This is a genomic window from Ralstonia pickettii (assembly GCF_030582395.1).
Taxonomy (GTDB): domain Bacteria; phylum Pseudomonadota; class Gammaproteobacteria; order Burkholderiales; family Burkholderiaceae; genus Ralstonia; species Ralstonia pickettii_D.
On sequence record NZ_CP104381.1, the window covers coordinates 2,155,555 to 2,176,454 of the forward strand.

20 protein-coding genes are annotated in these 20,900 nt (G+C 65.0%); 12 read left to right on the plus strand and 8 right to left on the minus strand.

Annotated features, from left to right (window positions below):
* Window positions 1-17: 17 nt before the first annotated feature.
* The 3 genes from N5B55_RS10550 to N5B55_RS10560 form a co-directional block, all read right to left on the minus strand.
* Window positions 18-1,067 carry a biotin-dependent carboxyltransferase family protein gene (locus N5B55_RS10550; protein ID WP_004630996.1) on the minus strand — a complete coding sequence of 350 codons (1,050 nt, stop codon included), beginning with the start codon at window positions 1,065-1,067 and terminating at the stop codon, window positions 18-20.
* Window positions 1,064-1,711, minus strand: a complete 648-nt coding sequence (pxpB, locus tag N5B55_RS10555) for a 5-oxoprolinase subunit PxpB (protein ID WP_092969399.1) — start codon at window positions 1,709-1,711, stop codon at window positions 1,064-1,066. Before pxpB ends, N5B55_RS10550 begins: the two co-directional genes overlap by 4 nt.
* Before the next feature lie 277 nt (window positions 1,712-1,988).
* The gene (locus tag N5B55_RS10560) at window positions 1,989-3,173 is read right to left on the minus strand and encodes a multidrug effflux MFS transporter (protein ID WP_369812400.1); all 1,185 of its coding nucleotides are present in this window, start codon (window positions 3,171-3,173) and stop codon (window positions 1,989-1,991) included.
* Between the two features lie 514 nt (window positions 3,174-3,687).
* Here N5B55_RS10560 and N5B55_RS10565 point away from each other — a divergent pair.
* The 5 genes from N5B55_RS10565 to N5B55_RS10585 all read left to right on the plus strand — a co-directional run bounded on the left by N5B55_RS10565 (window position 3,688) and on the right by N5B55_RS10585 (window position 8,938).
* A complete protein-coding gene (locus N5B55_RS10565) occupies window positions 3,688-5,202 on the plus strand; it encodes an ABC transporter ATP-binding protein (RefSeq protein WP_065858982.1) in 1,515 nt (504 codons plus the stop codon).
* Window positions 5,195-6,304, plus strand: a complete 1,110-nt coding sequence (locus N5B55_RS10570) for an ABC transporter permease (RefSeq protein ID WP_037028458.1) — start codon at window positions 5,195-5,197, stop codon at window positions 6,302-6,304. Before N5B55_RS10565 ends, N5B55_RS10570 begins: the two co-directional genes overlap by 8 nt.
* Window positions 6,305-6,317: 13 nt before the next feature.
* The gene (locus tag N5B55_RS10575; protein ID WP_037028457.1) at window positions 6,318-7,238 is read left to right on the plus strand and encodes an ABC transporter permease; all 921 of its coding nucleotides are present in this window, start codon (window positions 6,318-6,320) and stop codon (window positions 7,236-7,238) included.
* 81 nt (window positions 7,239-7,319) lie between these two features.
* Complete coding sequence (locus N5B55_RS10580) at window positions 7,320-8,477, plus strand: BMP family ABC transporter substrate-binding protein (RefSeq protein WP_154206550.1); 1,158 nt, start codon at window positions 7,320-7,322, stop codon at window positions 8,475-8,477.
* 164 nt (window positions 8,478-8,641) lie between these two features.
* Window positions 8,642-8,938, plus strand: a complete 297-nt coding sequence (locus N5B55_RS10585; protein ID WP_178960428.1) for a YkvA family protein — start codon at window positions 8,642-8,644, stop codon at window positions 8,936-8,938.
* 9 nt (window positions 8,939-8,947) lie between these two features.
* On the opposite strand, the gene N5B55_RS10590 is transcribed toward N5B55_RS10585, so the two are convergent.
* From N5B55_RS10590 to N5B55_RS10605, 4 genes are read right to left on the minus strand one after another with little or no spacing between them, the layout of a single operon-like run.
* Window positions 8,948-9,928, minus strand: a complete 981-nt coding sequence (locus tag N5B55_RS10590; RefSeq protein ID WP_304538144.1) for a quinone oxidoreductase family protein — start codon at window positions 9,926-9,928, stop codon at window positions 8,948-8,950.
* A complete protein-coding gene (locus N5B55_RS10595) occupies window positions 9,925-10,356 on the minus strand; it encodes a methylglyoxal synthase (RefSeq protein ID WP_012762384.1) in 432 nt (143 codons plus the stop codon). The genes N5B55_RS10590 and N5B55_RS10595 overlap by 4 nt, the downstream gene beginning before the upstream one ends.
* Window positions 10,357-10,366: 10 nt before the next feature.
* A complete protein-coding gene (locus tag N5B55_RS10600; protein ID WP_065858990.1) occupies window positions 10,367-11,158 on the minus strand; it encodes an SDR family oxidoreductase in 792 nt (263 codons plus the stop codon).
* Between the two features lie 50 nt (window positions 11,159-11,208).
* A complete protein-coding gene (locus tag N5B55_RS10605; RefSeq protein WP_304539782.1) occupies window positions 11,209-12,126 on the minus strand; it encodes a DMT family transporter in 918 nt (305 codons plus the stop codon).
* 185 nt (window positions 12,127-12,311) lie between these two features.
* On the opposite strand from N5B55_RS10605, the gene N5B55_RS10610 reads away from it, so the two are divergent.
* Window positions 12,312-13,790, plus strand: a complete 1,479-nt coding sequence (locus N5B55_RS10610; RefSeq protein ID WP_304538145.1) for an NCS1 family nucleobase:cation symporter-1 — start codon at window positions 12,312-12,314, stop codon at window positions 13,788-13,790.
* Window positions 13,791-13,856: 66 nt separating this feature from the next.
* Window positions 13,857-14,507 (plus strand): uracil phosphoribosyltransferase, encoded by a 651-nt coding sequence (upp, locus tag N5B55_RS10615; RefSeq protein ID WP_304538146.1) that lies wholly within the window; start codon window positions 13,857-13,859, stop codon window positions 14,505-14,507.
* 69 nt (window positions 14,508-14,576) lie between these two features.
* Here upp and N5B55_RS10620 read toward each other — a convergent pair whose 3' ends face one another.
* Window positions 14,577-16,139, minus strand: coding sequence for a helicase HerA-like C-terminal domain-containing protein (locus tag N5B55_RS10620; protein WP_304538147.1), 1,563 nt, complete (start codon window positions 16,137-16,139; stop codon window positions 14,577-14,579).
* 172 nt (window positions 16,140-16,311) lie between these two features.
* Between N5B55_RS10620 and N5B55_RS10625 the strand changes: the two genes are divergently transcribed.
* The 5 genes from N5B55_RS10625 (at window position 16,312) to rsfS (ending at window position 20,883) form a co-directional block, all read left to right on the plus strand.
* Entirely contained in the window at window positions 16,312-17,037 is a 726-nt protein-coding gene (locus N5B55_RS10625; RefSeq protein ID WP_004631018.1) for a YebC/PmpR family DNA-binding transcriptional regulator, read from the plus strand.
* Window positions 17,038-17,131: 94 nt separating this feature from the next.
* Window positions 17,132-18,400: a phosphoribosylamine--glycine ligase gene (gene purD / locus N5B55_RS10630; protein ID WP_304538148.1), complete on the plus strand. Its 1,269-nt coding sequence runs from the start codon at window positions 17,132-17,134 to the stop codon at window positions 18,398-18,400.
* Window positions 18,401-18,553: 153 nt separating this feature from the next.
* Entirely contained in the window at window positions 18,554-19,462 is a 909-nt protein-coding gene (hemF, locus tag N5B55_RS10635; protein WP_304538149.1) for an oxygen-dependent coproporphyrinogen oxidase, read from the plus strand.
* On the plus strand, window positions 19,459-20,169 hold the full coding sequence (locus tag N5B55_RS10640; RefSeq protein ID WP_304538150.1) for a nicotinate-nucleotide adenylyltransferase: 711 nt from the start codon (window positions 19,459-19,461) through the stop codon (window positions 20,167-20,169). Before hemF ends, N5B55_RS10640 begins: the two co-directional genes overlap by 4 nt.
* Before the next feature lie 72 nt (window positions 20,170-20,241).
* A complete protein-coding gene (gene rsfS, locus N5B55_RS10645; RefSeq protein ID WP_027680942.1) occupies window positions 20,242-20,883 on the plus strand; it encodes a ribosome silencing factor in 642 nt (213 codons plus the stop codon).
* The last annotated feature ends 17 nt before the right edge of the window (window positions 20,884-20,900 follow it).

Genomic DNA, 20,900 nt, shown 5'->3' on the forward strand with positions numbered 1-20,900 from the left:
TGTTGTCTTCCGGTGCATCAGGCATTCAGTCGCGTCTTGGCGGTGCGATGCGCGCTCGACAGAATGCCTTGGCGCTGCCAATCCAGCGCGGTTTCGATTTGCTGCAGATACCGTGCCACGTCGGCACGGGCGGCTTCGGCCTCTTCCAGCGTCACACGCTCGAAGCGCACGCGTGTGCCGAGCGGAATCTGCGCCAGGCGCCATTGGTCGGCCAGGATGACGGAGCCGATCTTCGGATAGCCACCGGTGGTTTGTGCATCGGCCATCAACACGATGGGCTGGCCCGATGGCGGCACCTGGATCACGCCCGGCACCACGCCATGCGAGAGCAGATCGCCGCTGCGCTGCTTCTTGCGCTTGAGTTCCGGCCCCTGCAGGCGGAAACCCATGCGGTTGCTGTTGGGGGTGAGCGTCCAGTCGGATTCCCAGAATGCGGCTTGCGCATCGGCAACGAAATCGTCGTATTCAGGACCGGGCAGCACGCGCATGACAGGCGTGTCCTTCTGCGCGCGGTCGAACGTCCAGCGGGCGGCCTTTACGGCAACGGTATCGCCGCTGATGTCAGGGGCGTACGTTGTGTCGGCAGGCAGCACGGGCAGCCTGTCGCCATCCTTCAGCGGGCGCCCTTCGAAACCGCCAAAGCCGGCCTTCAGATCAGTGCTGCGCGAGCCCATCATCTCGGGCACGTCGATGCCGCCGGCCACGCACAGATACGCGCGCACGCCGCCCTGCGCCACCCGCAAGGTCAGCATCTGCCCGCGTTGCACAGGGATGGCGCGCCACGCATGCACCGGTGCGCCATCGAGCGTGGCGCGGCAATCGGCGCCCGTCAGCGCGATCAGGCCATTGGCGTGGAAGCGCAGCGTGGCATTGCCCAGCGTGAATTCGATGCCCGCCGCGTCGCTGCGGTTACCGACCAAGCGGTTGCCCACATACAGCGATAGCGGATCCAGTGCGCCCGACGTGCACACGCCAAAACGGCGATAGCCGGTGCGGCCCAAGTCTTGCACCGAGGCCAGCACGCCGGCCCGCACGATTTCGATCATGGGTTGGGGTTTCGAACTCATGCGCGCACCTTCGAAGCAACAAAGCGGATGCGGTCTCCGGGCGAGAGCAGCGTGGGGGGATTGCGCTGTGGCATGAAGAGCGCGGCGTCTGTGCGGCCGAGCAATTGCCAACCGCCGGGGGATGCGGCCGGATAGATGCCGGTCTGCTCGCCGCCGATGCCGACCGAACCGGCCGGCACGGCCATACGCGGCTCGGCGCGACGCGGCGTGGCAAGCGACTTGTCGAGCCCGCCCATGTAGGCAAAGCCCGGCTGGAAGCCCAGGAAATAGACGATGTATTCGGGTGCGGTGTGGCGGCGCACGACTTCGGCCGTGCTCAGGCCGGTGTGCTTGGCGACTTCGCGCAGGTCGGGACCTTCGTCACCGCCATAGGCGACTTCGATGTCGACGAGTTTGCCGTCGGCCACCAGCGCCTGGCTTTCTTCCCAAGCTTCGCGCAGCTGTGTGGTCAGTCGCTGCGCATCGGCCAGTGGACCGAACACGAGCGTGAGGTTGTTCATGCCGGGCACCACGTCGACCACGCCCGCCCAGTTGGACGCGCGCGAGGCCATGGCCCAGATACGCTGCTGGCAATTCAGGGTGGCCGGTGGCGGCACTTCGCACAACAGCGCCAGTTCGCCCAGCCGGTGAATCGTGCACTGCAACTTAACCCCCGTCTCGTGTGGGCCGTTGGCGGAAAGATCCCGGCAAAACGACGCGCGTTTGACAACGAAAGCGATACGTTAATAAATTGTCGATAAATTCTGTATAAGAAGTAACCCTTAGTCACTCAGGGCCAAGTCCCGGCACGGTGCTGTCCGGCTGCACTCATCATAGGTGCCGAACACGATCAACGTGACAGGCATGTTATGCCAAAGTCATATGAAGGGATGAAGACGCCTGCTAGAACAAGAGGCGTAGCGCAAGACCCGAAACGGAAGATCAGGCGGCAGGCTCTGCGCGCGTAACACGCAGGCCAAGGACGAGCGCGACGATGGCACACACAGCCATCATGCCCAGCAGCGGCAACGCGGTCTGGCCGATGGCCGCGACCACCGTACCGGTCACCATCCCAAGGCCGAATTGCATCGCGCCCATGAGCGCCGAGCCCGTGCCCGCGCGCGCGCCCTGCCCCGCCATTGCCAAGGCGCCGGTGTTGGGCGAGATACAACCGATCGACGCGATGTAGCAGAACAACGCGGCCAGCACGAGCGGCAGCGGCGTAAAGCCAGCCGCGGCAGCCGCAGCGGCCAACACGCTGGTGATGGCCGGCACCCACAGCGCCCGCCGCAACACCCGCGCCGGAGAATACTTGCGCACCAGCCGCACATTCACGCGCGAGGCCGCGATCATCCCAGCCGCGTTGCTGCCGAACACCCACGCATAGTGCGACGGCGTCAGCCCGTAACCGTCGATCAGCACGAACGACGACACGGTGATGTATGCAAACATGCCCGACAGGAAGACCGCGCCGCACCACATATAGGCGGCGTAATGGTGATCGCGCAAAAGTTCCCAGTAGTCGCGCAGCACGTGGCCGACCGCCAACCTGCGAGCCTGCTCGGGCGCCAGCGACTCGCGCATCAGGTAATGCACGGCCACCAGCGAGAGCACGCCAAATGCCGTCAGCAGGGCAAAGATGACGCGCCACGTTGTGAACTGCAGCACCGCGCCGCCAATCATCGGCGCGAGGATGGGCGCCACACCCATGACCAGCATCAGCGTCGAATACGCCTGTGCGGCGCCGGCCGGGTCCATGCGATCACGCACCGCTGCGCGCGCGATCACCATGCCGGCGCAACCGCCAAATCCCTGCACGCCGCGCAGGACGGCAAGCATCGTGGCGTCTTTGGCGAACGCGCAGCCAATGGATGCAGCCACGTACATCGCCAGACCGATGTAGAGCGGCGGCTTGCGGCCAAAGCGGTCGCTGGCCGGGCCATAGATCAGTTGGCCAATCGCCAGGCTGATCAGGAAGACAGTCAGCGTGAGCCCCGCTGCAGCCGACGATGTATTCAGATCGCGCGCAATGGTTGGCAGGCTGGGCAGGTACATGTCGACCGACAGCGGGCCGATGGCCGTCAGCGCGCCAAGCAGCAGGAGCCAGCCGGGAATGGGGCCGGGCATGCGGGATCGTGCAGGAGCGGGAGAAGTCATGAAGGCGGAAGCGGGACGCGGCGGACGGGAGGCCTCCGCCGGAGCAAACCGAGAACTTTAGCGCAAAGCGACGCGCCACGCGCGCGCACCGGCCAGGTGCAAGACGGCCTGCGCGCCCCACCCGAGGGCTGCACGCGCAACCTGCATACATCGACATGACAAGCTGAACGCTGGAAATGGCCCTGAATGGCCCGGCACGGGATTTGCACTCCGCCACCCCCCGTACGAGGCAGTCGCGAGCGGGCCGAAATCGCCGTCCGGTGCGGTGCCGGGCGATATAATTTGTGGTTGATGGCAAGCATCACGCAAACATGATGATTGCTGCGATGCGTCGGCGCGAATCTGCGTCGGCGTTGCTGCTGTGAAGTGTCGTCAACACCCAAAAAGAGACCGCCTCCGATGCGCACCCCGCACGATGAGCGGCACGGAAACCACGAGCCAACCTGTTGTGACACAACTCCCACCACGCCTGTCGCTGACGGGCATGACCAAGCGCTACCCGAGCGTGGTCGCCAACGACGGCGTGAGCCTCACGGTCGCGCCGGGCGAGATCCACGCCGTGCTCGGCGAAAACGGCGCCGGCAAGTCGACGCTGATGAAGATCATCTTCGGCGCCGTGCAGCCTGACGCCGGCGAGATGAAGCTCGACGGCCAACGGGTCGAGATTGCCAACCCGCACCAGGCGCGATCGTTAGGTATCGCCATGGTGTTCCAGCACTTCTCGCTGTTCGACACGTTGACGGTGGCGGAGAACATCCTGCTCGGCCTGCCCGCCGGCACCGATCTGCGCGACGTGGCTGATCAGGTGCGCAGCACGGGCGAGAGGTATGGCCTGCCGCTGGAGCCGCATCGCCATGTGCATACGCTTTCCGTGGGCGAGCGCCAGCGCGTGGAAATCGTCCGCGCGCTGCTCACCAAGCCGCGTCTGCTGATCCTTGACGAGCCGACCTCGGTGCTGACACCGCAGGCGGTCGAAAAGCTTTTCGTGACGTTGCGCCAGTTGGCGGCAGAAGGCACGAGCATCCTCTACATCAGCCACAAGCTCGACGAGATCCAGGCCCTGTGCCACACCGCCACGGTGATGCGCATGGGCAAGGTCACGGGCGTGTGTGACCCGCGCCAGGAAACGGCGGCATCGCTGTCGCGCATGATGATCGGCGGCGAGCCTCCGCGCGAATTGCGCCCGCAGACCACGCCGGGCGAGGTGCGCATGGAAGTGGCTGGCCTGTCGCTGCCCAAGGCACATGCCTTTGCGACGGAGCTGCATGACATCGCACTGCAGCTGCGCAGCGGCGAGATCGTCGGCATCGCAGGCGTATCGGGCAACGGGCAGCAGGAACTGCTGGCAGCCCTGTCCGGCGAAGACACCCGCGCGGCGGCACAGACCATCAGCATCGGCAACGAGCCAGTCGCCAAGCTGGACCCGCGTGCGCGCCGCAAACGCGGGCTGTCGTTCGTGCCGGAAGAGCGCCTGGGGCGCGGTGCCGTGCCGTCGCTGTCGCTGGCCGCTAATACGCTGTTGACGCATCAACGTGCGCCACAGGTGCGTGGAGGGCTCATCGACAAGAAAGCCGCCGCCAAGCTGGCTACCGCCATCATCAGCCGGTTTGGCGTGAAGGCTGGCGGCCCTGACGCGTTGGCCAAGAGCCTGTCGGGCGGCAACCTGCAGAAATTCATCGTCGGCCGCGAAATCGAATGCGCGCCGCGCGTGCTCATCGTCGCGCAACCCACCTGGGGCGTCGACGTGGGTGCGGCGGCGCAGATCCACAACGAAATCCTCGCGCTCAAGGCAGGGGGCTGCGCCATCCTGATCGTGTCGGAAGAACTCGACGAACTCTTTGCGCTGTGCGATCGCCTGCACGTGATCGCCAACGGGCGCCTCTCCCCCTCCACGCCCACGCACGCCACCGACCGCGAACAGATCGGCCTGTGGATGAGCGGCATGTGGGACAAGGCCCCGGTTTCAACCGCAGCAAGCTCGGAGGTGGTCCATGGCTGACGTCATGCATGGCAGCCGCCTGGCGCTGCCGATCTCGCTGGAGCTGCGCGCGATCCCGTCGCGCACCATGGCCTATGCCTCCCCGCTGATCGCCCTGGCGCTGACGATGGTGTTTGGCCTGCTGCTGTTCGCGCTGCTGGGCAAAGATCCGGTGGCCGGTCTGCGCGTGTTTCTGGTCGAACCGCTGGTGAGCAAGCGGGCGATTGGTGAAGTGCTGCTCAAGACCGTGCCGCTGGTGCTGTGCGCGCTCGGATTGTCGGTGTGCTATCGGGCCAACGTGTGGAATATCGGCGCAGAGGGGCAGCTCATCGTGGGCGGCATCTTTGCAGCGGCCACGATCATCTACTTCGATACGCCCACGCCCGCCATCCCCGGGGGCTTTGCACTGGTGCTGGCCATCGTTGCCGGCCTCATTGGCGGCGCGCTGTGGGCCGCAATCACGGCGCTGCTGCGCGATCGCTTTCATGCCAACGAGATCCTCGTCTCGCTCATGCTCACGTACATCGCGCAGTTGCTGCTGCTGTACGTGGTCAACGGGCCGTTGAAGGACCCGAACGGCATGAACTTCCCGCAATCGATCGTGTTCGACAGCGCGTTCGTTCTGCCGACGCTCGTCGCCGGCACGCGCTTGCACGTCGGCTTCCTGTTCATGCTCGTGATGACGGCGGCGATGACGTTGTTCGTCTTCCGCAGCTTCGCGGGCTATCGGTTGCAGGTGGGTGGCCTCGCTCCACAGGCCGCGCGCTATGCGGGCTTCTCGTCGCGTGCGGCGCTGTGGACGGCGCTGCTGGTGTCGGGCGGCCTGGCGGGCATTGCGGGCGCCTTCGAGGTCACGGGGCCGATCGGGCAACTGCTGCCATCCATTTCCCCCGGCTACGGCTTTGCCGCCATTGTCGTGGCGTTCGTCGGGCGCTTGAATCCGGTGGGCACCGTGCTGGGTGCGATCGTGATGTCGCTGTTCTATATCGGTGGCGAACTTGCGCAATCGCGCCTAGGCCTGCCATCGGCCATTACCGGAGTGTTCCAGGGGATGCTGCTGTTCTTCCTGCTCGCCTGCGACACGCTCATCGAATACCGCCTGCGCTGGCGCGCGCATCACTGATCTGGCCGCACACATGGAAAGTCTCGCCCCCCTGATCGCCGCGTCGATCAACGCCGGCACCCCGCTGTTGCTGGCCGCCTTGGGCCTCTTGATGAACGAGCGCTCCGGCGTGCTCAACCTCGGCGCGGAAGGCATGATGCTGGTGGCCGCCGTGGTTGGTTTCATGGTCGGCTACCAGACGCAGATTCCGCTGCTTGGCTTTGCTGCCGGTGCGATTGCAGGCATGGTGATGGCGGCCCTCTTCGCCTGGCTAGCGCTGGTGCTCGTCACGAACCAGGTCGCCACGGGCCTCGCCTTGTCGATCTTCGGCACCGGACTGTCCGCCTTCATGGGGCAGCGCTTTGTGGGCATGTCGCTGCCGGCGCAGGCGCACGGAATCCCGGGGCTGGAGTCGATTCCGGTCGTGGGCCCCGCCCTGTTTGCGCACCACTGGATGGTCTATTTCAGCCTGCTGCTGTGCGGCGCGATTGCCTGGTTTCTGTTCAAGACGCGCGCGGGCCTCACGCTGCGCGCCATTGGCGAATCGCCGGAATCGGCTCACGCGCTCGGCTACCCGGTGCGCACCATCCGCTTTGGCGCGCTGTTGTTCGGCGGCGCATGCTGCGGGCTGGCCGGCGCATATCTTTCGCTGGTCTACACGCCAATGTGGGTCGAAAACATGGTCGCCGGACGCGGCTGGATTGCCCTGGCCCTGACCACCTTCGCCACCTGGCGCCCGCTGCGCATCCTGTTCGGTGCGCTGCTGTTTGGCGGCGTGACGATCCTGCAATTTCACCTGCAAGGGATGGGCGTGTCGGTACCGTCGCAGATTCTGTCGATGGCACCGTTTGCCGCAACCATCGTCGTGCTCGCCATCATCTCGCGCAATCCGGATTGGATTCGTCTGAACATGCCCGCATCGCTGGGCAAGCCGTTCCGCCCGGGGGCTGCCTAAACTGCGGCCTGAGCCTTCTGCATTCCCGTCTTTTGCTTCAAGCTTCAATACAGTCAACGAGCCACACAACAGGAGAAATCGATGAACGTTACCCGCAGGATCACGCTGGCCGCTCTGGCCGCCGGCGCTGCCCTGACCCTCTGGGGTTGCGGCAAGTCCAACGACAACGCTGGCGGCAACGCCGCGCCGGCCGCGTCCTCGGCCCCAGCCGCAGCCGCACCGGCTCCGGCCAATGAGCCGCTGAAGATCGCCTTCGTCTACGTGGGCCCCGTGGGCGACGCAGGCTGGACCCACGCCCACGATGACGGCCGCAAGGAAGTCGAAGCCAAGTTCGGCGACAAGGTGAAGACCAGCTTCGTCGAAAGCGTGCCCGAAAGCGCCGCGGATGCCGAACGCGTGTTCCGCGACCTGGCCACGCAAGGCAACAAGGTCATCTTCGGTACGAGCTTCGGTTTCATGGAATCGATGCTCAAGGTTGCCAAGGAATTCCCGGACGTGAAGTTCGAGCACGCCACGGGATTCAAGACTGCTGACAACCTCGGCCAGTACGACGTTCGCACGTATGAAGGCGCATATCTGGCAGGTGTGGTGGCCGGCAAGATGAGCAAGTCGGGCAAGCTGGGCGTGGTGGGATCGGTGCCCATCCCCGAGGTGATCCGCAACATCGATTCGTTCACGCTGGGCGCACGCAGCGTCAACCCAAAGGCCACCACCCGCGTGGTGTGGGTCAACAAGTGGTTCGATCCGGGCAAGGAGCGCGAAGCGGCCACCACCCTCATCGGCCAGGGCGTTGACGTGCTGATGCAGAACACCGACTCCGCCGCAGTCGTGCAAACCGCGCAAGAGAAAGGCGTCTACGCCATCGGCTGGGACAGCGACATGACCAAGTTTGGCGAGAAGGCCCACCTGGCCGCCTCGATCAACAAATGGGGCGTGTACTACACCAAGGTCATCGGCGACGTACTTGAAAACAAGTGGAAGCCGGAAACCGTGTGGTGGGGCCTGAAGGAAGGCGCGATCGACCTCGGCGCGTACAACGCCGTGGTGCCCGAAGACGTGAAGACGCTGGTCGAGACCCGCAAGAAGGGCATCATCGACGGCTCGGCACCGATTTGGAAGGGTCCGCTCAAGGACAACACCGGCAAGGAAGTCCTGCCCGCTGACAAGGTCGCCGACGACGGCTTCCTGCATGGCATCAAGTTCTACGTCGACGGCGTGGAAGGCAAGATTCCGGGCTAAGTCGTAGCCGTCTCGGCAAAAGCCGGCACCTCGCGCGAGGGCCGGCTTTTTTTTCATGGACGATGGTTTTCATCTTGAAAACCGGGCCATTTCCCCAAGCTGATACGATGGTTCGCCGGTCAAACGCTCTCATGTGACGCCGGCTTTTCATCAAGGAGCCCACGATGTTCGGACGACTCTTCCGCCTGTGGAGCGTGGTGCGCAACGATGTGCGCCTGCTGTGGTTTGCATTGCGCCATCCGGACAAACCGTGGTGGCTCGCACCGGCTGCGCTGCTGCTGGTTGGCTATGTGGTATCGCCGATCGACCTGATTCCGGATGTCATCCCGGTGATCGGCTGGGTGGACGATATCGTGCTGGTGCCGTTCGCGCTGCACATGCTGCTGCGCGCCCTGCCCGATCGCGTGCGCCAGGATGCGCGCTTTGCGGCCGCCCGACGTGTGAATCCCGCCGGGCGGTAACGTCTTGCCTTACGGCAAGAGGATCGTCGACCCGGTCGTCTTGCGCGCTTCCAGATCGCGGTGCGCCTGCGCCGCGTTCTGCAGGTCATAGCGTTGGTGAATTTCGATTTTCACCTTGCCGCTGCCCACCACATCAAACAGCTCTGCCGCCATCGGTACCAGCAGTTCGCGTCGCGCCGTATAGGTCATCAGCGTCGGGCGGGTGATCTTGAGCGAGCCTTTTGCGCTCAGCACGCTGAGGTCAAACGGGGGCACCGGGCCCGATGCATTGCCGTATATCACCATCATCCCGCGCGGTGCAAGGCAATCCAGCGAGCCCATGAAGGTGTCCTTTCCAATGCCGTCGTAGACCACCGGCACGCCCTTGCCGCCAGTGATTTCGCGCACGCGTTCGGTGAAGTTCTCGCGCGTGTAGACGATGGTGTGATCGCAGCCGTGCGCACGGGCGAGTTCAGCCTTGGCATCGCTGCCGACGGTGCCGATGACGGTAGCGCCGAGCGCCTTAAGCCACTGGCACGCAATCAAACCCACACCGCCCGCGGCTGCATGGAACAACACCGTATCGCCCGGCTGCACACGGTAGCTGTCGCGCAGCAGGTATTGCGCGGTCATGCCCTGCAGCATCATGGCTGCGCCGGTTTCAAAGTCGATCGTGTCCGGCAGGCGCACCAGAATGTCGGCCGGCATGGTTCGCACCGCCGCATAGGCACCGGTGGGGCGGCCGGCATAGGCGACGCGGTCGCCAGGCTTGACGTGCGTCACGCCCTCGCCCACCGCTTCCACCACCCCGGAGGCTTCCATGCCGATACCGCCCGGCAGCGGCTGCGGATACAGCCCGGTGCGGAAATAGACGTCGATGTAGTTGAGGCCGATGGCGTGCTGCTTGACCGTCACCTCGCCGGGGCCGGGCGCGGGCACATCGACATCGACGTACTGCATCACTTCCGGACCGCCGGTCTCGAAGATGCGGATGGCTTTCGCTTGTGTCATGCGTGGATCTCCTTCGGATCGGGCGCCACCCGTTGCAGGGCCGACATCACCAGGTCGGCGGTTGCGAGGTTGGTGGCGCAGGGAATGTTGTGGACGTCGCAGGCGCGGACCAGCGCGTTGATGTCGGGTTCGTGCGGCTGCGGCGTCATCGGGTCGCGCAGGAAGATGACGGCGTCGACACGGCCTTCGGCCAACTGCGCTCCAATCTGCAGGTCGCCGCCCCACGGGCCGGACAGCATGCGCTGCACGGTCAGGCCGACTTCCTTCTCCAGGCGGCCGCCGGTGGTGCCGGTCGCCAGCAGGTCGCATTGCGACAGGAAGGCCTGGTGCGTTTGGGCGAAAGCGACCATGTCATCTTTTTTGTGGTCGTGTGCGATCAGTGCGACACGGCGTTTGCGGACTGCGCTTTCGGGCGTAAGAGTGGTCATCGTGATTGGCTTAGAAGGTGCCAGGAAAGCTGCCGCCATCCAAGAGGATGTTTTGCGCATTCAGGTAGCCGGCATGCTGGCTGCAGAGGAAGGCACACACGGCGCCAAACTCGGCCGGTTGGCCGAAGCGTCGAGTGGGATTGCCCTGCCGCTTGCGGGCGAAATTTTCTTCTGCGCTGATGCCGGCGGCCTTGGCGCCTGCCTCCAGCGTCTTGGTCAGGCGGTCGGTCTCAAACTGCCCCGGCAACAGATTGTTGATCGTTACGCCATGCTTGGCGACTTCACGCGCCAGGCCGGCCACGAAGCCCGTCAGGCCAGAGCGCGCGCCGTTGGACAAACCCAGCACGTCGATCGGCGCCTTCACCGCCCCGCTGGTGATGTTGACGATGCGGCCCCAGCGACGCTCGATCATCTTGTCGACGGTGGCTTTGATGAGGTCGATGGGCGTGAGCATGTTGGCGTTGAGCGCGGCATTCCATGCGTCGCGGTCCCAATCGCGGAAGTTGCCCGGCGGCGGGCCGCCCGCGTTGTTGACAAGGATGTCGGGCGAGCCGCCCAGGCGCTCGCAAGCAAGCAGCGCTTCGGCGCGGCCTTCCGGTGTGGTGATGTCGGTGGCCACGGCTTCCACGCGCACGCCGTGCGCCGTGCGGATGCGCTCGGCGGCTGCCGACAACGCTTCGGCACCGCGCGCGACGATCACCACATCCACGCCTTCAGCGGCCAGCGCGTCGGCGCACGCAAAGCCCAATCCCTTGCTTGCGCCGCACACCAGCGCCCGCTTGCCTTTCAGGCCCAAGTCCATCTGTCTGACTCCTTGTGGTTGTTATTTGGATTATTTCGATCGGCCGCCAGTCAGCCGCGACGGCGTGACAGCAGCGCCATCCCGGCAAGCACCAACGCACTGCCGGCGATCTGCCAAATCGTGATCGGCTCGCCCAGCAGCCACCAGCCCAACAGCAGCGTCGACACCGGCCCGATCATGCCCGCCTGCGACGCCACCGGCGCACCTACGCGCGCCACCGCCATCATCGTCATCGTGACCGGCGCCACGGTACAGAACACCGAATTGATGGCCGACAGCCCATATACCTGCCAGGGCAGCACCAGCGTCGAAACCGGCCGCAGCACCAGAAACTGGACGATACAGGCCACGGTTGACACGCACATCGCATAGGCAACCAGCCGCATCGAGCCCACGCGCTTGACCAGTTCGCCGCTGGCCAGCAGATAGATACCGTAGCTGATGGCGCTGGCGAGCACCAAACCGCCGCCCAGCCAGACGTTGTTGCCGCCCAGATTCAGGTCGTGCGCGAAGACCAGCACGATGCCGGCATAGGCCAGCGCCAGCGACATCCATTGCAAGCCGGTAATGCGCCGCTTGAATACCGTTGACGTGATCAGCAGCACAAACGACGGCGTCAGAAACAGGATCAGCCGCTCCAGCCCGGCCGTGATGTACTGCAGGCCGAGGAAGTCGAGAAAGCTGGAGAGGTAATAGCCGATGAGCCCCAAGCCGACGATGCGCCAGCGGTCCGGCACAGCCAGGGGCTCCGCACGGCGCGACTGCCACCATCCCATCGCCATGAACAGCGGCGCGGCCAGCAGCATGCGCAGGGTGATGACCATGACGGCGTCCACCTGATAGCGGTACATCAGCTTGGCGACGATGGCCTTGGCGGAAAACAGCACGGCGCCCGCCGAGGCGAGCAGCAGGCCACCGGTGTCGGTGGTTCTTGCGGGCGTGGAAGACGCAGAGGACGCGGGGGTCACAGCGGGGGTGCGGGAGAGATGCGGGCGGCGTTGGAGAGCGCTGTCGATTGTATTGGAATTCAACAAAACGTTCCGGCGCGGGGGTGCAGTGCGCGTGGCACAGGTTTCGCTTGTGGCGGCAGCGACCGCCGTACAATCGCGCCTGCATTCCGAACACCTACAACGACAACGGATCCCACATCGACATGAGCCAAACCACCTCTGCCGCATTCTCTGCGGACGCCGCCGGAGCACCCGACCCGACCCTCTGGAACGAAGACCTCAACCCGACCCCGCCCGCCGCCCGCACCTGGACGGCCACCAACTACGCCGCGCTGTGGGTGTCGATGGTGGTGTCGGTGCCGGCCTACATGCTGGCTTCGGGCCTGATGAGCGAGGGCATGAACTGGTGGCAGGCTGTGCTGACGGTGTTTCTCGGGAACTTGATCGTGCTCGTGCCGATGGTGCTGGTGGGGCACGCGGGTACCAAGTACGGGATTCCCTTCCCTGTGCTGGTGCGGGCCTCGTTCGGCGTGCGCGGTGCGCAGTTGCCGGCCATTCTGCGGGCCATCGTGGCGTGCGGCTGGTTCGGCATCCAGACGTGGCTGGGCAGCCAGGCGATCTACACGATCCTCAACGTCGTCACGGACAACATGCTGGTCGGCAGCAATATTCCGGGGCTGGGCATCAACCCGGGCCAGGGATTCTGCTTCCTGCTGTTCTGGGCGCTGCACATCTGGCTGATCACCAAGGGTCTCGAATCGATCAAGCGCTTTCAGGCGCTTGCCACCCCGCTGCTGATCCTGGCGGCACTCGGCCTGGTCTGGTGGGCGTATACCAATGCGGGCGGCTTTGGCCCGATGCTCTCGGCGCCGTCGGCGTTTTCTGCCGGCGGTAAGCGCGCCGGCGAGTTCTGGGGCTTCTTCTGGCCGTCCCTCACCGCCATGGTCGGCTACTGGGCCACGCTGGCGCTGAACATTCCCGACTTCACCCGCTTCGCACGCAGCCAGCGCGACCAGCTCGTCGGCCAGGCGATCGGCCTGCCGCTGCCGATGGGGCTGCTGGCGCTGGTGGCGGTGCTCGTCACGTCGTCCACGGTGGTCATCTACGGCCAGGCCATCTGGGATCCGGTTACGCTGGCCGGCAAGATGACGGGCCCGTCGGTCATCGTGGCCCTGCTGGCGCTGATCACCGCCACCCTGATGACGAACATCGCCGCCAACGTCGTATCGCCGGCGTATGACTTTTCAAACCTGGCGCCGCATCGCATCTCGTTCCGCATCGGCGGCTACATCACGGCGGGCATCGGCCTGGCGATGATGCCGTGGAAGATCCTGGAAACGACCAAGGGCTACATCTTCACGTGGCTGGTCGGTTACGGCGCGCTGCTGGGCCCGGTGGCCGGCATCATGATGGTCGATTACTTCCTGGTGCGCCGCACGGTGCTCAAGACCGGTGAACTTTTCCGCGTGGACGGCCCGTACGGTTACGGCAACGGCTGGAACGGCCGCGCCATCGTCGCGCTCATCATCGGCGTGCTGCCCAATCTGCCGGGCTTCTTCAAGCAGGCTGGGTTCGTCGCCAGCGTGCCCGGCGTGTTCGAAGCGCTGTACACGTATGCGTGGTTCGTGGGCCTGGCAATTTCGGCCGTGGTGTACGTGATCCTGATGCGCGGGCGCCGCTGAGCGCCTCACCAATCGGCACGGGGGCGCGCCGGTACAATGCGCCCCATCTGAGAATCCCTTGCCGCCATGAAACAAGATCCGCGCTTTCCGAACCTGTTCATCCTCAACCACCCGCTGATCCAGCACAAGCTCACGCACATGCGCGACAAGGACACGTCGACTCGTACGTTCCGCGAGCTGCTGCGTGAGATTACGCTGCTGATGGGCTACGAGATCACCCGCAACCTGCCGCTGACCAGCCGCCACATCGACACGCCGATGGGCCCGATGGAAGCGCCCGTCATCGCCGGCCGCAAGCTGGCCGTGGTGCCGGTGCTGCGTGCGGGCGTGGGTATGAGCGACGGCCTGGTCGAACTGATTCCGTCGGCGCGCATCGGCCACATCGGCGTGTACCGCGATGAGCAGCACCGCCCGGTGGAATACCTCGTGCGGCTGCCCGACCTGGAAGACCGCACCTTCATCCTGTGCGATCCGATGGTCGCCACCGGTTACTCGGCCGTCCACGCGGTCGACGTGATGAAGAAACGCGGCGTGCCCGATGAGAACATCCTCTTCCTGGCGCTGGTGGCGGCGCCCGAAGGCGTGGATGTGTTCCAGCAGGCGCATCCGGGCGTGAAGCTGTTCGTGGCATCGCTCGATTCGCACCTGGATGAAAACGCCTACATCATCCCGGGCCTGGGCGACGCGGGCGACCGCCTGTTCGGCACGAAAAACTGATTGCGCGCTCCCAGCGCAAGCAAAAACAGCCGGCAATGCCGGCTGTTGTCTTTGGTGCCTCGGATGCGCTCAGCGCTTCTTCGACCCGCCGAGAATGCTGCCCAGCACGCCGCGCACGATTTCGCGCCCGACGGTGGAACCGATGGTGCGCATCGTCGACTTGGCCAACGTTTCGACAATCGAATCGCCACGGCCGCTGCGGCCCGTACCCTTCGTAAGGATCGAGCCGACATCGCCCAGCCAGCCACCACTCTCCTGTTGCGCCGGTGCGGGTGCGGGTGCTGGCGCTGAACCCGACGATGCGCCGAAATCCGTACCAATGGAGCCTGGTGCGGGCGCAGCTGCCGGCCCGCCCTTTGCCACACGCCCGCTCAGGATCTCGTACGCCGATTCGCGGTCGATTGCCGTGTCGTAGCGGCCAGCCACCAGCGAATTCGCCATCAGCGCGCGGCGCTCGTCGTCCGAGATCGGGCCGATGCGCGATGCCGGCGGGACGACAAACGCACGCTGCGTGACCTCCGGGCGGCCGCCTTCGTCCAGCATGGAGATCAGCGCTTCGCCCACGGCCAACTCACCGATGGCCTCTTCGATGCTGAATTCTGGATTTGCGCGCATCGTTGTCGCGGCCGCCTTCACGGCCTTCTGGTCGCGCGGCGTGAAGGCCCGCAGCGCGTGCTGCACGCGGTTGCCGAGCTGGCCGAGCACCGTATCCGGCACGTCGGCCGGGTTCTGCGTCACGAAGTACACGCCCACACCTTTCGAGCGGATCAATCGCACCACCTGCTCCACCTTCTGCAGCAGGGACGGCGGCGCATCGTTGAACAGCAGGTGCGCCTCGTCAAAGAAGAAGGCGAGTTTTGGCTTGTCTACGTCGCCCACCTCCGGCAGATGCTCGAACAGTTCGGAGAGCATCCACAACAAGAACGTCGCATACAACTTGGGCGCATTGAGCAGCTTGTCGGCTGCCAGGATGTTGATCACGCCCTGGCCGCGCACCGTCTGCATCAGGTCGTTGATGTCGAGCATTGGCTCGCCGAAGAACCGGTCAGCGCCCTGCTCTTCCAGCGCGATCAGGTTGCGCTGGATGGCGCCGATGCTGGCCGACGAGATGTTCCCGTACTTGTTCGTGTAGTCAGACGCATGCTCGCCCACGTGCTGCAACATCGCGCGCAGGTCTTTCATGTCGAGCAGCGCGAGGCCCGAGTCGTCCGCAATCTTGAAGACGAGGTTCAGCACGCCGGTCTGGATGTCATTCAGCTCCAGCATGCGCGAGAGCATCAGCGGGCCCATGTCGGACATGGTGGCGCGCACGGGGTGGCCGCGTTCGCCATACACATCCCACAACGTGACAGGGCAACCGGCCCATTGCGGCTCTTCCAGGCCGCGCTCCTGCAGGCGGGCCTTGAGCTTGTCGTTCGGTTGGCCGGGCTGCGAGATGCCGGTCAGATCACCTTTCACGTCGGCCAGAAAGACCGGTACGCCAATCTTCGACAGGCCCTGGGCAATGGTTTGGAGAGTCACGGTCTTGCCAGTGCCGGTGGCGCCGGTGATCAGGCCATGCCGGTTCGCGAGCTGGGGCAAAAGCACCAACTCGGCTTTGGCGTTCTTGGCAATCAGGATGGGATCGGTCATGACGTTTCGACGAGGATCAATCTAGGGGATGGCACACCGGCAAGTCGACCGGATGGACGGGGCGGCGGGCGTGTGCAGCATGCTAAAATCTGCGACCGATTATAGAGCGTGCAGGTGGCGTCAAACCGCCATCTGAGCGCCAGATTCCACTGCATTCCGCTCGGAGAGTTTCATGGCCGGTCATTCCAAATGGGCCAATATCAAGCATAAAAAAGCCGCTGCCGACGCCAAGCGCGGCAAGATTTGGACGCGCCTGATCAAGGAAATCACCGTGGCGGCCCGCCTGGGCGGCGGCGATGCCGACTCCAACCCGCGCCTGCGCCTGGCCATGGACAAGGCCACCGACGCGAACATGCCGAAGGACAACATCAACCGCGCGATCCAGCGCGGCGTGGGCGGCCTGGAAGGCGCGAACTACGAAGAAATCCGCTACGAAGGCTATGGCATCAACGGCGCAGCCGTGATCGTCGACTGTCTGACCGACAACCGCACGCGTACCGTGGCCGAAGTCCGTCACGGGTTCGACAAGTACGGCGGCAACATGGGCACATCGGGCTCCGTCGCGTTTCTGTTCGACCACATCGGCCAGTTCATCTTCGCCCCCGGCACGCCGGAAGACAAGCTGATGGACGCCGCGCTCGAAGCCGGCGCCGATGACGTCATCACGCATGACGACGGCTCGCTCGAAGTCATCTGCCCGCCCCACGATTTCGCCAAGGTCAAGACCGCGCTGGAAGCCGCTGGCTTCAAGGCCGAACTTGCCGAAGTCATCATGAAGCCGCAGACCGAAGTCGTGTTCACCGGCGAAGACGCGGTCAAGATGCAGAAGCTGCTCGACGTCCTGGAAAACCTGGACGACGTACAGGAAGTCTTCACCAACGCGGTCATCGGGGAGTAAGCCCCGGGCACGCGCATAACGGCGATCGACCTCACGATCGCCGTTTTTGTTTTCCAGATTTCGAATCGGATTTGCAATTTCAGGTAGGTACAGCATGAAAGTGATGGTGGTCGGTTCGGGCGGTCGAGAGCACGCCCTGGCATGGAAGCTGGCACGCTCGCCCAAGGTACAGGTGGTGTATGTGGCCCCCGGCAACGGCGGCACGGCGCTCGACAAGCGCCTGCAGAACCTCCCGATCACGGATCCGGAAGTGCTGGCCGCCTTTGCCGAGCGCGAAGGCATCCACTTCACGGTGGTCGGCCCGGAAGCACCGCTGGCCGCCGGTATCGTCGACCTGTTCCGCGCCAAGGGCCTGCGCATCTTCGGGCCCACCAAGGCCGCGGCGCAGCTCGAATCGTCGAAGGATTTCGCCAAGGCGTTCATGCACCGCCACGGCATTCCGACCGCCAAGTACCAGACCTTCGGCGATGCTGCGCAGGCACATGCGTACGTTGACCAGGAAGGGGCCCCGATCGTCATCAAGGCCGATGGCCTGGCTGCCGGCAAGGGCGTAGTCGTGGCCATGACGGCCGAAGAAGCACACAGCGCCATCGACATGATGCTGGCCGACAACCGCCTCGGTGACGCCGGGGCGCGTGTGGTGATCGAAGAATTCCTCACCGGCGAAGAAGCGAGCTTCATCGTCGTGTGCGACGGCAAGAACGTCGTCGCGCTGGCCACCAGCCAAGACCACAAGCGCCTGCTCGACGGCGACGCCGGCCCCAACACGGGCGGCATGGGCGCCTACTCGCCCGCGCCGGTGGTCACACCCACGCTGCACGCCCGCGCGCTGCGCGAGATCATCATGCCGACCATCCGCGGTATGGAAAAAGACGGCATTCCGTACACCGGTTTCCTGTACGCCGGCCTGATGATCGACGCCGAGGGCAACCCCAAGACGCTCGAATTCAACTGCCGCATGGGCGACCCGGAAACGCAACCGATCATGGCGCGCATGAAGACCGACCTGTACGACGTGCTCGACCGCGCCATCGACGGCAAGCTTGACGGCATGGAGCTGGACTGGGATCGCCGCACCGCGCTGGGCGTGGTGATGGCCGCGCACAATTACCCGGACACACCGCGCAAAGGCGACGTCATCACCGGCATCCCGAAGGAAACCGAAGACAGCGTCACCTTCCACGCAGGCACCACGCTCAAAGACGGCGTGCTGACCACCAACGGCGGCCGGGTGCTGTGCGTGGTGGGCCTGGCAGATACCGTGAAGGCAGCCCAGCGCGCGGCATACAACGCCATCGAGCAGATCCACTTTGACGGCGCCCAGTACCGGACCGATATCGGCCATCGCGCCATCCGCCATTGAGCGACAGCACGCCGCGCTGGTGCCCCATCATGGGGCAGGCGCGGCATCCGTCACCCCGGGTGATCCCCGACTTGCCCCGGCGGCCCGCCCGCTACAATGGTGACAACCGTATGACTCGGCCCTCGCCTCGACGGGCGGCCCCCTTCTGATCGCATGGATACCCAAGCCGTCCGCGCCTACCTGCTGGAGCTGCAGGATCGCATCACCACTGCCGCCAGCGCGCTGGACGGCGGCACATTCGTCACCGACGCGTGGGAAAAGCCGCCCACCGAGCGACTGCGCGGCAGCGGTCGCACCCGCATTCTGGAAGGCGGCGCGCTGCTTGAGCGCGCCGGCGTCGGTTTTTCGCACGTGATGGGCGACACCCTGCCTCCGTCGGCGACGGCCAACCGGCCCGAACTGGCGGGGCGCGGTTTCGAGGCGATGGGCGTGTCGCTCGTCTTCCATCCCCGCAACCCTTACGTGCCGACGGTGCACATGAACGTGCGCTGCTTCGTCGCCGTGCGCCCAGACGCCGAGCCCGTTTGGTGGTTCGGCGGCGGCATGGATCTGACGCCCTACTACGGCTTCACCGAAGACGCCTCGCATTTCCACCGCACCTGCCAAAGCGCCCTTGCCCCGTACGGCGACGAGCTGTATCCGCGCTTCAAGCAATGGTGCGACGACTATTTCTACCTGAAGCACCGCAAGGAGGCGCGCGGCGTCGGCGGCGTTTTCTTTGACGACTTTGCGGAGCTGGGCTTTGAGCGCAGCTTCGAAATGATGCGCTCGGTCGGCGACGCCTTCCTGCCCGCCTGGCTGCCCATCGCCGAACAGCGCCACACTACACCCTACGGTGAGCGCGAACGCGCGTTCCAGGCCTATCGTCGCGGCCGCTATGTCGAGTTCAACCTGGTATTCGATCGCGGCACGCTGTTTGGCCTGCAAAGCGGCGGTCGCGCGGAATCGATCCTGATGTCGATGCCGCCGGTGGCCAACTGGCGCTACGACTGGCAGCCGGAACCGGGTTCCCCGGAGGCCGAGCTGTACACCGATTTCCTGCCGGCGCGCGATTGGGTATGACGCTTCCCACGTTCGCGCGCCCCGATCTCGATCGCCCCTACCGGCTTGGCTTGCTGGGCGGCACGTTCGATCCGCCGCATATCGGCCACGTTGCGCTGGCCGAACTGTGCATTGCCCGCCTCGACCTCGATGAACTGCTGTGGATTCCGACCGGCGTGTCCTGGCAGAAAGCGGCTGACATCACACCGGCACCGCTACGCTTCGCGATGACCGAGCTGGCCGCCCGTTCGGTACGCGCAGGCCACGCCCGTGTCCATGTCAGCAGCATGGAAGTCGACCGCCACGGCCCGAGCTACACCATCGACACCGTGCGCGAATTGCGCGGCGTCTACGGCCCGGATACCTCCATGGCATGGCTGATGGGCGCCGACCAGCTCGTCGGCCTGGACACCTGGCACGGCTGGCAGGACCTGTTCGAATACGTCCACCTGTGCGTCGCCACACGCCCGGGTTTCGACCTTCAGGCATTGCATGTGCCGGTACAGCGCGAGCTCGATGTGCGCCGCGGCGACACGGCATTGATACAATGCGCACCCGCCGGCCATATGTGGATCGACCAGACCCTGGCCGTCGACCTGTCATCCACCCGCCTGCGCCAGCAGCTGGCCACCGGCGCGCGCTGCGACGCCGACCTGCCCGCCGGCGTGGCCGACCTGATCCAATCGCATTCGCTGTACCGCCGCGCCAACGGCACGGTCAGTGCTTGACCGCGTGATTGACCACATTCACGCCCTTTTTTGACCTTTTTTCTCGCCCTTTAAACGTTCTTCTCACTCAGTATGGATATTCGCAAACTACAACGCGTGATCGTCGACGCGCTCGAAGACGTCAAGGCGCAAGACATCAAGGTCTTCAATACGACGCACCTGACCGAACTGTTCGACCGCACGGTCATCGCCAGCGGCACGTCCAATCGCCAGACGAAGGCCCTCGCCGCATCGGTGCGTGACGCCGTCAAGGAAGCCGGCGGCCACATCATCGCCGTGGAAGGCGAAGACGTGGGCGAATGGGTGCTGGTCGACTGCGGCGACGCCGTGGTCCACATCATGCAGCCGCAACTGCGCCAGTACTACAACCTCGAAGAAATCTGGGGTGACAAGCCTGTGCGCATCGAACTTGGCGGCACGGGCAAGCGTGGCCTGCCCAAGGCCAGCGAAGGTTACGACGACGAGGAAGACGAGGCCGAAGAGGTCACGCCCGCCAAGCGCCGGACCACCAAGCCGAAGCTGGCAGGCGAGCGCCCGACCAAGGCTGCAGCGCCGGCCAAGAAGGCGCCTGCCAAGACGGCTGCCAAGAAGCCCGCCACCAAGCGCGCGGCCGGTACGGGCAAGACCGCCACGAAGACGGCCACCAAAACCGCCGCAAAAACCGCCACCAAAACGGCAGCCAAGCGCGCGCCGGCCAAGAAGCGGGCGGCGTAACGTCGTGCAAGCTGTCT

Coding starts and splice junctions, on each gene's coding strand:
- N5B55_RS10550 (WP_004630996.1), bottom strand. CDS start 1,067: ATGAGTTCGAAACCCCAACCCATGATCGAAATCGTGCGGGCCGGCGTG.
- N5B55_RS10560 (WP_369812400.1), bottom strand. CDS start 3,173: ATGCCCGGCCCCATTCCCGGCTGGCTCCTGCTGCTTGGCGCGCTGACG.
- N5B55_RS10565 (WP_065858982.1), top strand. CDS start 3,688: ATGACCAAGCGCTACCCGAGCGTGGTCGCCAACGACGGCGTGAGCCTC.
- N5B55_RS10570 (WP_037028458.1), top strand. CDS start 5,195: ATGGCTGACGTCATGCATGGCAGCCGCCTGGCGCTGCCGATCTCGCTG.
- N5B55_RS10575 (WP_037028457.1), top strand. CDS start 6,318: ATGGAAAGTCTCGCCCCCCTGATCGCCGCGTCGATCAACGCCGGCACC.
- N5B55_RS10580 (WP_154206550.1), top strand. CDS start 7,320: ATGAACGTTACCCGCAGGATCACGCTGGCCGCTCTGGCCGCCGGCGCT.
- N5B55_RS10585 (WP_178960428.1), top strand. CDS start 8,642: ATGTTCGGACGACTCTTCCGCCTGTGGAGCGTGGTGCGCAACGATGTG.
- N5B55_RS10590 (WP_304538144.1), bottom strand. CDS start 9,928: ATGACACAAGCGAAAGCCATCCGCATCTTCGAGACCGGCGGTCCGGAA.
- N5B55_RS10595 (WP_012762384.1), bottom strand. CDS start 10,356: ATGACCACTCTTACGCCCGAAAGCGCAGTCCGCAAACGCCGTGTCGCA.
- N5B55_RS10600 (WP_065858990.1), bottom strand. CDS start 11,158: ATGGACTTGGGCCTGAAAGGCAAGCGGGCGCTGGTGTGCGGCGCAAGC.
- N5B55_RS10610 (WP_304538145.1), top strand. CDS start 12,312: ATGAGCCAAACCACCTCTGCCGCATTCTCTGCGGACGCCGCCGGAGCA.
- upp (WP_304538146.1), top strand. CDS start 13,857: ATGAAACAAGATCCGCGCTTTCCGAACCTGTTCATCCTCAACCACCCG.
- N5B55_RS10620 (WP_304538147.1), bottom strand. CDS start 16,139: ATGACCGATCCCATCCTGATTGCCAAGAACGCCAAAGCCGAGTTGGTG.
- N5B55_RS10625 (WP_004631018.1), top strand. CDS start 16,312: ATGGCCGGTCATTCCAAATGGGCCAATATCAAGCATAAAAAAGCCGCT.
- purD (WP_304538148.1), top strand. CDS start 17,132: ATGAAAGTGATGGTGGTCGGTTCGGGCGGTCGAGAGCACGCCCTGGCA.
- hemF (WP_304538149.1), top strand. CDS start 18,554: ATGGATACCCAAGCCGTCCGCGCCTACCTGCTGGAGCTGCAGGATCGC.
- N5B55_RS10640 (WP_304538150.1), top strand. CDS start 19,459: ATGACGCTTCCCACGTTCGCGCGCCCCGATCTCGATCGCCCCTACCGG.
- rsfS (WP_027680942.1), top strand. CDS start 20,242: ATGGATATTCGCAAACTACAACGCGTGATCGTCGACGCGCTCGAAGAC.